General features: G+C 67.5%; 15 protein-coding genes and 3 pseudogenes. 12 read left to right on the plus strand and 6 right to left on the minus strand.

Translation table 11 applies throughout. The features are described 5' to 3' along the window. The first annotated feature begins 174 nt into the window (after positions 1 to 174). The 4 genes and pseudogenes from AV521_RS35935 to AV521_RS35950 form a co-directional block, all read left to right on the plus strand. The gene (locus tag AV521_RS35935) at positions 175 to 987 is read left to right on the plus strand and encodes a class I SAM-dependent methyltransferase (RefSeq protein WP_076094648.1); all 813 of its coding nucleotides are present in this window, start codon (positions 175 to 177) and stop codon (positions 985 to 987) included. Between the two features lie 295 nt (positions 988 to 1,282). Further along, entirely contained in the window at positions 1,283 to 1,618 is a 336-nt protein-coding gene (locus AV521_RS35940; RefSeq protein WP_143658706.1) for a helix-turn-helix domain-containing protein, read from the plus strand. Continuing rightward, positions 1,537 to 1,842 carry a transposase gene (locus AV521_RS35945; protein ID WP_076094652.1) on the plus strand — a complete coding sequence of 102 codons (306 nt, stop codon included), beginning with the start codon at positions 1,537 to 1,539 and terminating at the stop codon, positions 1,840 to 1,842. Before AV521_RS35940 ends, AV521_RS35945 begins: the two co-directional genes overlap by 82 nt. 71 nt (positions 1,843 to 1,913) lie before the next feature. Further along, positions 1,914 to 2,453 (plus strand): annotated as a pseudogene (locus tag AV521_RS35950) (transposase); the annotation flags it as partial. A 69-nt stretch (positions 2,454 to 2,522) separates the two neighbouring features. Here AV521_RS35950 and AV521_RS35955 read toward each other — a convergent pair. Beyond that, positions 2,523 to 2,957 carry a VOC family protein gene (locus tag AV521_RS35955; RefSeq protein ID WP_076094653.1) on the minus strand — a complete coding sequence of 145 codons (435 nt, stop codon included), beginning with the start codon at positions 2,955 to 2,957 and terminating at the stop codon, positions 2,523 to 2,525. A 253-nt stretch (positions 2,958 to 3,210) separates the two neighbouring features. Beyond that, entirely contained in the window at positions 3,211 to 4,092 is an 882-nt protein-coding gene (locus AV521_RS35960) for a transposase (RefSeq protein WP_256725806.1), read from the minus strand. Between the two features lie 4 nt (positions 4,093 to 4,096). Here AV521_RS35960 and AV521_RS47000 point away from each other — a divergent pair. Next, a pseudogene (locus AV521_RS47000) lies at positions 4,097 to 5,196 on the plus strand (transposase); the annotation flags it as partial. Between the two features lie 11 nt (positions 5,197 to 5,207). Here the strand turns inward: AV521_RS47000 and AV521_RS35975 are convergent. Next, positions 5,208 to 5,417 carry a hypothetical protein gene (locus AV521_RS35975; protein ID WP_079249576.1) on the minus strand — a complete coding sequence of 70 codons (210 nt, stop codon included), beginning with the start codon at positions 5,415 to 5,417 and terminating at the stop codon, positions 5,208 to 5,210. 229 nt (positions 5,418 to 5,646) lie between these two features. On the opposite strand from AV521_RS35975, the gene AV521_RS49640 reads away from it, so the two are divergent. Beyond that, positions 5,647 to 5,832 (plus strand): hypothetical protein, encoded by a 186-nt coding sequence (locus AV521_RS49640; protein WP_076094657.1) that lies wholly within the window; start codon positions 5,647 to 5,649, stop codon positions 5,830 to 5,832. A 227-nt stretch (positions 5,833 to 6,059) separates the two neighbouring features. On the opposite strand, the gene AV521_RS35985 is transcribed toward AV521_RS49640, so the two are convergent. Further along, positions 6,060 to 6,638 carry a hypothetical protein gene (locus AV521_RS35985; protein ID WP_143658707.1) on the minus strand — a complete coding sequence of 193 codons (579 nt, stop codon included), beginning with the start codon at positions 6,636 to 6,638 and terminating at the stop codon, positions 6,060 to 6,062. A 365-nt stretch (positions 6,639 to 7,003) separates the two neighbouring features. Here AV521_RS35985 and AV521_RS35990 point away from each other — a divergent pair, with 365 nt between their 5' ends. From AV521_RS35990 to AV521_RS36000, 3 genes are all read left to right on the plus strand, one after another. Continuing rightward, positions 7,004 to 7,198, plus strand: coding sequence for a hypothetical protein (locus AV521_RS35990; RefSeq protein WP_076094661.1), 195 nt, complete (start codon positions 7,004 to 7,006; stop codon positions 7,196 to 7,198). A 644-nt stretch (positions 7,199 to 7,842) separates the two neighbouring features. Next, positions 7,843 to 8,127, plus strand: coding sequence for a hypothetical protein (locus tag AV521_RS35995; RefSeq protein ID WP_256725807.1), 285 nt, complete (start codon positions 7,843 to 7,845; stop codon positions 8,125 to 8,127). A 283-nt stretch (positions 8,128 to 8,410) separates the two neighbouring features. Continuing rightward, complete coding sequence (locus tag AV521_RS36000; protein ID WP_076094664.1) at positions 8,411 to 8,767, plus strand: hypothetical protein; 357 nt, start codon at positions 8,411 to 8,413, stop codon at positions 8,765 to 8,767. A gap of 278 nt (positions 8,768 to 9,045) precedes the next feature. On the opposite strand, the gene AV521_RS36005 is transcribed toward AV521_RS36000, so the two are convergent. Next, on the minus strand, positions 9,046 to 9,273 hold the full coding sequence (locus AV521_RS36005) for a hypothetical protein (RefSeq protein ID WP_076094666.1): 228 nt from the start codon (positions 9,271 to 9,273) through the stop codon (positions 9,046 to 9,048). 611 nt (positions 9,274 to 9,884) lie between these two features. Continuing rightward, entirely contained in the window at positions 9,885 to 10,133 is a 249-nt protein-coding gene (locus AV521_RS36010; protein ID WP_076094668.1) for a hypothetical protein, read from the minus strand. 519 nt (positions 10,134 to 10,652) lie between these two features. Here AV521_RS36010 and AV521_RS36015 point away from each other — a divergent pair. The 3 genes and pseudogenes from AV521_RS36015 to AV521_RS36025 all read left to right on the plus strand — a co-directional run. Next, positions 10,653 to 11,114, plus strand: a pseudogene (locus AV521_RS36015) (transposase); the annotation flags it as partial. 100 nt (positions 11,115 to 11,214) lie between these two features. After that, a complete protein-coding gene (locus tag AV521_RS36020; RefSeq protein ID WP_076094670.1) occupies positions 11,215 to 11,799 on the plus strand; it encodes a dihydrofolate reductase family protein in 585 nt (194 codons plus the stop codon). Then, positions 11,796 to 12,209 carry a VOC family protein gene (locus AV521_RS36025; RefSeq protein WP_076094672.1) on the plus strand — a complete coding sequence of 138 codons (414 nt, stop codon included), beginning with the start codon at positions 11,796 to 11,798 and terminating at the stop codon, positions 12,207 to 12,209. The genes AV521_RS36020 and AV521_RS36025 overlap by 4 nt, the downstream gene beginning before the upstream one ends. The last annotated feature ends 58 nt before the right edge of the window (positions 12,210 to 12,267 follow it).

Below are 12,267 nucleotides of genomic sequence, written 5' to 3' on the forward strand. Positions count from 1 at the left end.
CGATGGTGTGACGGATCTAGATGATCGATTCCAAGGGGTTCAGTGGTCGTAGATGGTCAGTGCGCGCATGACCGGCTGGCCGCGCATGAACCTGGCTCCACTCATCAGGCCCTTGGATCGATCATCTAGGCTGGCGGGGTGACTGATGAGCAGGAGCGGGTGCAGCCGTCGGGAGTGTGGGCCACGGCGGTGGGGGTGGCCAGGGTGCGGGCGCTGGAGACGGAGCGGGAGAACGCGCTGTTCCGCGACCCACTGGCACAGGCCTTCGCCGCCGCCGGCGGCCTGTGGCCCTCCTCGCCGCCGCCCGATGACGAGGCCGCGCGACGCCGTCGGCTGGCCGTGTCGTTCTCCATCGTCATCAGGACGAAGTTCCTCGACGACCTGTTGCAGCAGGCCTCCGCGTCCGGGATCCGGCAGGTCGTGCTGCTCGGCGCCGGCATGGACAGCCGGGCCTTCCGGATGGACTGGCCCGAGGGCACCCGGCTGTTCGAGGTCGACACCGCCGCGCCACTGGAGTTCAAGGCTTCGGTGCTGCGCCAGGAGCGGGCCGTCCCACGCTGCGAGCGGATCACCGTCGCGGTGGATCTGCGTGAGGACTGGCCGGGCGCGCTGGCCGCCGCAGGGCACGACCCGGCGGTGCCGACCGTGTGGATCGCCGAAGGACTGCTGATCTATCTGCCCGAGGACGCGGTGGAGTTGCTGCTGACCCGGATCAGTGCGCAGTCGGCGGCAGGCAGTCGGATGGGGCTGACGTTGGGCTCGCGCGGCGTGATCGAGCGCTTCGCCGCGGACGCCGTGCCGGGGTCGGCGGCGTCCATGTGGGTCTCGGAGATGCCCGACGACCCGGTGGACTGGCTGGCCGGACACGGCTGGGAGGCCAGCGGCCACACCCTGCGCGAGCGCGCCGCCGCCTACGGCCGCCCGATCAGCACCCCGCCGCAGCGCGAGGAGCAACCCGGCGGACTGATCTCAGCAGTCCGCCAGTAGAGCGCCTCCCGGCTGCCTAGACGATCGACCCTGCACGGAGGGGCCATCGGCCATGAACCTGAGAAACCGTCTTTGAACCTCCCGCAAGACGGTGTCGTCAGCGTCGGAGAACGCTGACGACACGGTCCCTGCCCAGGATTGATCTTGATCAGCCGACACACCGGGCACGGTCATCGCCGGGGTTCCCGGGAAGCTCGCCGCACGGGCGTCGGTGCTGTATCTGGGGGTTACTCAGCTGAACTCGTGGAGTCCGCCAGTTCGTTACGGTTCTTGATCGTTGCGGTACGACGTCGCCATGCGGTACGCGCATGGGGGCGGACTGACGCCCAGGGAGCAGGAGAAGCGGGAGCGGGTGCGCCTTCAGGCGGCTGAGCGGTTCGCTCGTGGGGAGAAGAGCGAAGCCGTCGCACGATATCTGCGGGTGACGGCACGGTCGGTGCGGCGCTGGCGGCGGGCGTGGGAGCAGGGGGGTGCGGACGCGTTGCGCTCGGCGGGGCCGGCGTCGCTGGAGCGGTTGAGCCGGGTGCAGTGGGAGCAGCTGGAGCGGGAGTGGAGGAGCTGGCAGACTTCGCCGAGGAGCACGAGGACTCGTTACGCATATTCCAGATGCCATCCTACGCCCGCGAGTTGAACCCGGCCGAGGGCATCTGGTCGCTCCTCAAGCGGCATCTGGCCGACTTCACCGCCGCCGATCTGGCCCTACCTGATCGACGGCTGCCTCCTGGCGACTGGCCTGATCATGGACGACAGCGTGCCCAGATCACTGGGCACCACCTGAGGTACGCCAACTCGGCAACCGATTGGTTGGCATTGTCCACAAGCCCCTCAAAATCCGAAGCCTTTGCGACGAATTGACCACTTGCTCGGACCCTCCTCGCCGGTCTGCCCCACGCTACGGTCACCGCGGAGCGGTCACCGATACCAAAGGCCTCGCGAAGGAAACCGCCGACCGTGTTATCGACCACCTCGCGCTTCAGCATCGCAGAAGGTTCCGCAAGGACGCCGTGCTGATCGTGGACGGCACCCTGGTCCCGACCCGCGACCACACGATTGCCGAACAGTCGAAGAACTACCGGTACTCCACCAACCACCAGGTCGTCATCGATGCCGACTCCCGACTCGTCGTCGCCGTCGCCCGGCCGCTGCCCGGCAACCGCAACGATTGCAAGGCCTGGGAACTTTCCGGTGCGAAGGCCGCCGTCGGCCGGGCCACGGTCATCGCGGACGGCGGCTATCGGGGCACCGGCCTGCTCATTCCGCACCGCCGTGAACGCGGCCACACCGAACTGCCAGCTTGGAAAGAGGGGCACAGCACCTCCCACCGCAAGGTCCGGGCCCGCGTCGAGCACGTCTTCGCGCGGATGAAGGCATGGAAGATCCTCCGCGACTGCCGTCTGAAAGGCGACGGCGTTCACATCGCCATGCTCGGCATCGCCCGGCTGCACAACCTCGCCCTCGCGGGGTAACTCACGCCCCGTACGAGACCAGAGAGGCCCAAGGGAGGTGGCTCCCCACCTCCCCGGCTCAAAGAATGTTCAGTCGATACAGAACTCGTTGCCCTCGATGTCCAGCATCGGGATGCACGACTCGTTTTCCTCATCGGCATACAGCGTTTGCACGTGGGTCGCACCGAGCGCGACCAGTCGTGCACACTCGGCTTCGAGCGCGGCGAGGCGCTCGTCCCCCACGAGCCCGGTACCGACCCGGACGTCGAGATGCACCCGATTCTTGACGATCTTGCCTTCAGGGACGCGCTGGAAGTACAGGCGCGGGCTCACGCCTGAGGGATCACTGCAGGCGAACCATGATCCCTGTTTCTCAGGAGGCAGGGTGCGGTTGAAATCGCCCCAGGTGGTGAACCCCTCAGGTGGCGGCGGTATGACGTACCCCAACACTTCACACCAGAAGCGAGCGAGGCGCTCAGGTTCTGCGCAGTCAAAGGTGACTTGGAACTTCTTGATCTCTGACATCGGCGCACCGTACCGCGTACCAGGGGGACCCTGCCGCTCATTTCCCCAGGCGTATCCGCCCGCCACCCGTCGCATCCTGGGCCGCCTTGGACACCAAGTGAACAAACCGGACAGTCCACGAGAACGACGTGACCGCGGCGGCGGAGCGCCCAGTGGTCCCCAGGAGCCAGTCCTGACCAACCACATTCAGGCCAAGATCAGTTGCGGGACAGCCCTTAGCTTGACTCTGTCGGGGATCTTGGTGTCGGCGGAGTCAACTACCCAGGGTTCGCCAGGACTTCCGGCGAGGGATCTCGCGCTGGTCGAGGTAGTTCTGGAAGGCAGTCGGCCGGCGGGGTGTGGGGGCTTCTTCAGCCGGTGACAGTCCGCCGAGGCGCTCGATGTTGACGGCGATGGCCGTCAACACGTGCTGGACGTGGACCTTTCCCTGTCCTCGGTAGCGGCAGCGCCGCATGCCGTGTCCGCGGGCGAACTCGTTGACCGTGCCTTCCACTCCGGAGCGAACCGCGTATCGGGCCTTCCACTCGGGCGTCTGCTGTTCGGCGCGGACGCGGAGTTGCAGGTCACGGAGCTCGCGCGGGGGAAAGCCCACGGTGCGGGCGCTGTCGGCGGTGCTGGTGCACTGCGTGCGTGCCGGGCAGGGACGGCACTGGCTCTTGGTGAACCGTGCCACGATCAGCGGGGCCGCGGTGGGCGAGGAGGTCGGGTAGGGGCCGTGCCAGCCCGCGCTGACCTGCCCCTGGGGACAGGTGACCTGCTGACGATCGAAGTCGATATGGAAGTCGTCCCGGGCGAAGCCCTCGTTTCGGCGATGCTGCTGCGTGGGGTTGCTCTTCAGCGGTCCGGAGACGGTGACCTGGTGTTCACGGGCAGCTTGTTCCAGGTGGGGCAGGGAGGTGTAGCCGGCGTCGACCAGGTGCTCGGCGGGCAGCAGCCCGCGACGAGCCAGGCGGGTGTGGATGCCGGGCAGGACCTGGCTGTCATGCGTGGTGGCCACGGTGGTGGCGACATCCGTGATCACGTTGGGGCCGTCGGCAGCACAGGTCTCGGTCAGATGAGCGGCGAACCCCTTCCAGCTGATGAGGTGCCCGTGCCGTGCATAGCGGGCCGAGGTGTCGTAGGGCGAGACGATCACCCAGGACCTGCTCGCCGAGCATGGCGACAGCGAAGACAGCCCGATCCGATCGAGACCTCCCGTGGCCTGCTCGTCGCGGTCCTGCGGACCGGCAAGCGGCAGGTCTTCGCCATCAACCCGATGGCCGCGGCCCGCTACCGCGACCGGCACTCCGTCTCCCGCAAGAAGTCCGACCCCGGCGACGCCCTGGTCCTGGCGAACATCCTGCGGACCGACATGCACGCCCCCGGCCGCTGCCCAACGACTCCGACCTGGCCCGCGCCATCGCCGTCCTGGCCCGAACACAGCAGGACGCGACCTGGAACCGGCAGCAGATGTCCAACCAGCTCAGGTCCCTGCTGCGCGAGTACTACCCCGTCGCTCTGGATGCCTTCGCCATGTGGACCAACGGCCTGTGCCGGCCCAAGGCCCGCGAGCTTCTCAGACTGGCGCCGACACCTGCCAAAGGCGCACGGCTGAGCCGAGCACAGATCAGTGCCGCCCTCAGGCGGTCCGGCCGCAAGCGCGGCATTGAAGCCGACACCGAGCGTCTCCGGGAAACGCTTCGAGGTGAGTGGGCCCGGCAGCTGCTGCTGGTCGAGGATGCACTTGGCAAGCAGATGCTGGCCCTCCTGGGCCAGCTGGAAGCTGCGTGCACCGCCGCCGACGACCTGGCCAAGGCGGTGGAAGAGGCGTTCCCTCAGCACCCGGACGTTGACATCCCCTCAGCTTGCCCGGACTCGGCGCCCGGGTGCTGGCCGAGATCGGGTACGACCACACGCGCTTCGTCGACGCCCGGGGCCTCAAGGCGTATGCGGGCGCCGCGCCGATCACCCGAGCCTCCGGCAAGAAGTCCAGCGTCACCTGCCGACGCGTGAAGAACGACCGGCTCAACCATGCCGGCTACCCGTGGGCCTTCGCCGCGCTGACCGCCTCACCCGGAGCAAGGGCCACTACCGCCGACGACGTGACAAGCACGGCGACTGGCACGCCTCCGCCCTGCGAAACCTGTTCAATCGCATGGTCGGCCAGCTCTACCACTGCCTGCAGCACGGCGATCGCTACGACGAAGCACAGGCCTTCCCGTCCCCGCCGAAATGCCTTGAGGCAATTGCCGCCGCATAAGTCCCCAGCTGTTACTCCGGGATGACCAAGCCGAACTCGCGCAGGCGGGGCAAGCAGACATCCAGGCAGGCCTCCACGGATACGGCGTCCGTGCGAACCAGGAGATCTTCGCGGAACGGAGCTCCGCTCGCCACGAATGTCCACGGCTTCACGCCCTCGCGCATGCGCTCGGCATCGGCCTTGAACAACACCGTGACACCCTGCTCGGCCAGCGCTTCCATGACCCTCACCACGTCCACCCGAGCCCCCTTGCGTCCCTAATCGCACAGGCAACAAAGCTACACGCCCATCCCAGCAACCGACTTGACGGTTTGGGGGCGTGAGGCGTCTAACCCCGGGCTCCCTCAGAGTGCGGCGTGCTGCGCAACACTCCCGTCACCCAACGGGCGGAACCGCACAACCCCGTCCGCCACGCGCACTGACCGCGCCCGAGAACCGAGGAACCCCCTAATGTCCCTGTCCGCACTCGTCCTTGCCCTCGTCACCATCATCGTCACAGCCCTGGTCGCAGCCGGCGCCTTCCTCCCCGTCCACTACCGCCCCACCCTCGCAGCCCCCGCACAAGCCGCCCTCACCACACGCGGCGTCATGACCGCCCTCACCACCGCCGCAGCAGCCCTCACCACCACCCGATGACCCCGCCCACCACCGGCCAAAACGCCGGCCCTCCCCCAGACGCAACACCCCCGCCCAGCCCCCAAACCCCCGCCACGGGAAATGACACCCAGCTGGCCATCTGCCAGCTGGGGAAGCCCCCTGACCGGGGCCTCCTACGGGGCTGTACCGGGCGCCCGTGACGGACCCCGGAGCGGCCGGGTGGCGGGCCCACGGGTGAGGTTGGGGGTGCTGTGCTGAGGCAGTGCTCATCCCCAGGTCTCACCAATGACCAGGTCCGGGCCGAAATGCCGGGTGGCGATGGACGCGAGGGGCGGAAGCGGGCCGTCCTCACTCGCGAGTTTGAAGGTGTACACCAGGCATGTGCGCACCGGGTGCACCGGACCATGGGGCTTCCAGCCGTCGTTCGTCGACACGGGCCGGTTCTGCGGACGGGCCAGAGAGAAGGCGACGAGCATCGTGCGTTTGTCCTCGAACCGGAAGTAGTCGGCGACCGCCCGGTTGGAGAAGTCCAGATGCTGGAAGACGACCGCCACGTCCTCCTCCCCGTACGGTGCCCGCCCAAGGGCCGGCACCACGTCGAGAACGGCGTCACCACGAGCCAGCAGACGGGCCCGCTCGTACGAGTCGCCCCACGGCGGCGGATCGTCGTCCCACAGGCCTTCGGGGTACTCCTCGGAACGCAGAACGGTACCGATCTCAGAGCCGTCCCAGCGGGCCTGCCCGCTGACACTCCCCCAGTTCAGACTCGCATTGACACACAACTCGCCCGCCAGCAGCAAGGTCGGCTCTGCCGGCGCGGTGAAGGCATCAGTCCATATCCCCATGCCACGTGGTCTACAGGCAAACCACCAGAAACCGCTAACCACATCAGCGCGGCCGGCCATCGCACGCCGCCCGCCGGGCAAAGCAGGAACACCACTCGAAGAGGCCCGCCACTGACCGACACCCCACACACCCCGCCCGAACCGGACGAGCCGTGACCGCCTTCGCCCCGAGCACCGGCACCAACAGGGCCGAACGGCTGCGGCAAGCCGCCGCGGCCTCCCTCCACCAGCCTCCAGCCAGGCCCGGCCCAAGCAGAGCGCGCCAACACGTCTGCAGAATCCTGATGCGGCGGAGTGCGACCCGTACAGCTCAGGAGCGGCCGGCCGGGCCGTGACCCTGGCGGGGTTTCCCAGTTGGATCGGGCATGAAGAAGCGCAGCATCCTCGCCCTCGCCTCCCTGGCCACCGGATTCGCCGTGGCCGCCGTCACCCCGGCTCACGCGCAGCACAACGACGGCGCGGTCGGCGATCACACCGTCAAGAACACCGTGGACGCGGTCGACCATCTGGTCCACCGGAACGGCATCGCCACCGAAAACGCCTTTGGACAGGACGGCTGAGCCGCCGTACGCGATCGGCGCGCTGCCGGGACTGCCCGCCGACACCGCCCAGCGCACCCTGAGCCGCCACACGTGGACACGGGCCGGGTGCCCGCTGCTCTTCGGGTCGGGGCCGGCCGTCTGGGCGAGCCGCTGCCAGGTGTCGGTGGTAACCCCAGCAAGGACGACGGTGGCGAACAGCTCGTGGCCTTGGCAGCCCGAGCGGAGCTTGAGATTCAACGTCGCTGGATGTGACGCGATACAGGTGGTCGGACGCAGCCAAGCCCGGGACCGCACATTGTCGTGTAGTCCCGACGGCTGACCTCACCACCTCGATCAGCCGTGGGCTTCCAACTGCTCTGCATTGGCTGCCAGGTCTTCTTCCGACACAACGCCGTTGCGGCAGGCGATCTCTGCGTCGATCGCCCCACGGGCAGAGTTTTCCGGGGCGACTGCGATCCAGATGTCCGAGCTGCCGGGTCCCCACCTGTCCGAAGCTAAAGCTGCTCAATCTGGCGCTGGAGGCGAGCGTGGGCGGCAACGGCATCTGCGTCGTCGGTCGCCGATGACGGCTGGTCCGGCACACGTAACTGCAACCACCATGTGGCGTTGGACAGATCACAAAGAAGATGACCGTCTCATCGAACAGGAGCATCACAGTGATCATGAAGGTTCTGGCCGGCGCGGCTTTCGCGATTGCCGCAACGACGGCCGTCGCCGTACCCGCATCGGCGACGGACTTCGCAACCCGCAGCGGCGACACCTCCCTCATGGGCGAGGTAGGCGGCATCCTCAACAACCATGGCGCTCCGCTCGGCAACATCGACGGCCGCTGCCTGGTGCCGCTACCGGAAGGTGAGGGCATCGGAGGGCACGGGCTCGGCTCCCTCATGAACGAGTGCAACATCGCGCCCGTCGACCAGTACCAGGCACCGCAGAAACTGCTCTGACAGCACCACCGAGGGGTAACGCTCCCACGCCGGCACCGCGGAACCGCCAAGGACGCACGCAGTTTGAGCAGGCCGCGACGGAGGTACGGACGGGACCGGGCCGGGCCCTGTAACCCGAACGGCGGAGCGCGCAGACGCGCCGGGTCGTTGCCGATGACACGTCCGTGCGCTCTCAAGATCCCCCCGGCGCGCCCTCATGATTCCGGGGCGGGGGCAGCGGGCGGGGCATGCTCTGTGCCGGATGGCCGGTCGTCGGCCGGTGTCCGCCGAGCAAAGGGATCCCATGCGTCTACGCCATACTCTCGGTGCCGCCCTCGGCGCCGTCGCTCTTGTTGCCACCTTGCCGGCCTCCGCGAACGCCGCCACCGGCGACTTCTCCTACAAGTACGTCGGCCTCGACGGCACGGTGCAGTCGGTCACCCTGCACGACCCACCGAGCCCCGGCTGCATCACCCTGCCGGAGGTCGCGGACCCGGGCTCCTCCGAGCCGGCGTTCGCCCCGCACAACGACACCGACACGTGGGTGATGGTGTTCACCGAGCCGGACTGCACGGGCAACTCCTGGACGTTGCGCCCCCATGGACAACCTGCCACGGACCGGCTCAAGTTGCGTTCGGTGTTCCTGACCGACCGCCACTGAAAACGCATGTCGCCCGTCCCCCTCCACGGAGGTGGCATCACTGGCGGTGATCGAACGCCGAAACAATAGCGCGCAGACCAACCCGGCAGGTCGCACTGGGGGCACTGGAAGGCTGTACGGGCTCGGGATGGATCTTGAGGGGCTGTAGCCGAGCTGTCGTACGTGGACGCTGTACACGAGCGACAACGGCGTCCGTAGCCGGACTGTGTGACGGCCGGGTTCGAGCATGTGGCGCCGATGCGGCCGTTTCGCTGCCCGCGGGCTGAAAGGCCCACCGGTCAGGCGACCTTCTGACGCTGTGGCGTCTTGCGCATCTTCACCCCGCCGACGATGAGCGCCAGCCCCACGGCCACGATGCCGAGGCAAGCGGTGCACGGAAGGTCGACCACTTTGTGCATCCAGCCCCACTCCGTACCGAAGAGGGTTTGCGAAGCGAAGCTGACAAGCCCCTGGGCTCCTACGACGTAGCCGATGCTTTCGGCGGTGTATCCGATGGTGGTTCGCACGGGTCAAGTCTTCCGCGGCGGTGCCGCAAGACCGTCCTCCACAGGGCCGAAAACGAAGTAGGCCAAAGGATGCAGTCGCGTGCGGTTCCAGTCCTCCTGGCCAAGTTCCAACTGCCGTGTCACGGCTCAACCAACCCAGCCCGCCCAGGTCACCGGCTTCCGGCCGACTACTTTCGCGGAAACAGGCCACCGGCCAATACCCATTGCTCCGGCCGGAGTTGGGAGAGGATGAAGGGCCATGGGACGAGCCTCTCGACGACGTACAGAACACCGCAACGCACCACGGCCGGCACCGGAACCCTACTCCGCCCCCGCCGGCGTGCCGCTGCAGCGATGGCTCGGTCTAGGGGGCAGAAAGTGCCGTCGGGCACAACCAGGCCCGGTCACACCCTCCAGGGGCGTCAGTCCTCGTCCGGCTGCGAAATCGTCATGACCGGCTCCTCGTTGTCTCCAGGCCCTATTCAGGCAACGAGCTGGACGCGGCGAGGCCGGCGGGCCTTGCCGCCCCGCGGGACCCGAGACAACTCGACCGTGACACTGCTACCCCCGCCCCGGCTGCGCCGGATGGCGAAGCGGGTCATGTTCAGGACGTCCCACAGACGGCCCCGCTGTCATGTGGTCGAGCCGGAGTGATGTGCCGGTGGGCCGGTGAAAAGGGGCATGCCCAGGTCGACCAGCTGGGGGCGGCCGTCGGAGGTCCGGTTGAGGCTGGTGAGCTTGGCCATGGCGGCGTTGAGGCTGACCTGGAGTCCTTCGACCTCGCCGAGCCAGCCGTTGGCACGGGCCTCGGTGATGCGCTCACGGAGGTTGCGAATGATCTCGATGAGGCGGGGCCGCTGCTGCGGATCGAGCTGGAGCACAGGACAACCGAGCCTTTCCCTGTCAAGTCCATGTGTTCAGCACTTGCGCTCCTCTGTGTGGTGGCGTGCAGTGGTAGCCGTCGAAGGAGTGAGACGGCCGCCCAACGGTTCGGGCGAGCCGCTCCCGTCAGGTAGACTGTGCCTCGTTCACCGGGGCGATGTAGGCCGCTTCGATGGAATTGATGAACCTGTGGTGGGCGACTCTCAGTTCTCCGCTGATTTCCCATCCACCCAGATTCTTGGAAGCGGCCCGCAGTTCTCGAATTCCTGGGGTGGTCGTTCTGTCAACGGAGCTCCAGGAGATGGCCGTAGAGACCTGCCGACTCGGCGAAGCGACCGTGCTGAAGGGATTCTTCGGCAGCAGGGCTTGTTCAAGTTCTTGAAGGATTCAAGTTGTAGGTGATGCCCAGGATTGGGATGGCTCGCGCGGGTTCAGCAGCGATTTCCCTGATGGTCTTGGCGATGTTCCGGTGCGGAGGGTTTTGAGGGCGCCGATGGCGAGGTTGCGGAGCGTGGCCATGGGACGCCGAGGACCGCGAGCATGCCGTGAAGGCGATCGCGGCGTTCGAGAAGACGTACGGCGCGAAGTTCCCCAAGGCCGTCAAGAAGATCACAGACGACGTGGACGAGCCGCTGGCCTTCTACGACTTCCCCGCCGAGCACTGGATCCACTTGCACACCACGAACCCGATTGAGTCGATTTTCGCCACTGTCCGGCTGCGGACCAAGGTCACCCGGGGCGCTGGCAGCGCGGCCACCGCCCTGGCCATGGTCTTCAAGCTCGTCGAGTCCGCCCAGCAGCGGTGGCGGGCCGTGAACGTACCCCACCTCGTCGCCCTGGTCCGTGCCGGAGCCCGCTTCGAGCGCGGCCACCTCGTCGAACGCTCCGAGGGCCACGCGGCCCGAACGACCGCAATTGATCCACGGGGCATGACTCCTGCCCCTCAGCCCGGCAGCAGGCCGGGCGCGTCGGGCCGATGAGTTTGCCGGTTACCTGAAGTCTTCCTCGTGATAAGCCCGCCCCGTCGGCGGATCAGGAAACGCCGGATCCCGGTGTCATGGAGGAGAGAGGGAGGACAGGATGAACAATCCGATTCGGCTGTACATGTCGATGTCACTCGACGGCTATATCGCCGGCCCGGACGATCGGCCGGGGCAGGAGCTCGGACGCGACGGTGGACGGCTCTTCAACTGGCTCGACGACCGGGAGTCCGACGGTCCGAGCGGCCAGGTCTACCGCGAAGCGCTGGCGACCGGCGCGGTGATCTCCGGCCGTCGGACCTTCGAACTCGCCGGGCGCTGGCAGGGCGATCACCACGACGGCGTGCCGATCTTCGTACTCACCCACCAGGTGGATGACGGGGACGTGCCACCCGGCCACGCGCGTTTCGTCACCGATGTCGAGGACTGCGCCCGTCAGGCTCGCTCAGCCGCAGGGGACCGGCCGGTCATGGTCCATGGGGCGGGGGCCGCCCAAGCACTTCTCCGCGCCGGGCAGATGGACGAGATGGAGATCCACCTGGTTCCGGTCCTCCTCGGGGACGGTCGACGGCTGTTCGAACACCTGGGTACCGATCACATCGAACTCGACCTCGTCCGACGCCTCGAGGATCGAGACGTTACGCATCTCCGCTACCGGGTGCATCGCCCCGAGGAGGCCGCGTGAAGACGCTCTTCGTCTCCTACCGCGTCACCGACCTGGACCGCTCGCTCGGTTTCTACACCGCCTTGGGCTACGTCGAACTGGGCAGGGTCGAGGGCGGCGACAGGGCTCGCCTCGTGATCCTCAAGTTCCCCGACGAACCGGCGGCCTCGCTCGAACTGGTCCACCGCCCCGGCGACGGACCGGTCGACGTGGGCAGCGGTTTCGACCACCTCGCGATCCAGGTGGAAACGCTGGCCACCACCCTGGCGACGCTGACCGAAGCCGGCCTGGAGCCGGAGCCTGTCCAGTATCCGGGCGGCCCTCACGGCCCGAAGACATCGTGGCTCACGGACCCGGATGGTTACCGGATCGAGTTGGTGGAGTGGCCGTCCGGACATCCCGACGGCATCACCGCAACAGACTTCTCCTGAGGGGGTCACGATGAGCGGAGTGACCAGGCCTCCCTCGGTGCGGCCGTGGCACAACGCG

It is taken from the genome of Streptomyces sp. IMTB 2501 (genome assembly GCF_001953885.1).
Classification (GTDB): Bacteria; Actinomycetota; Actinomycetes; order Streptomycetales; family Streptomycetaceae; genus Streptomyces.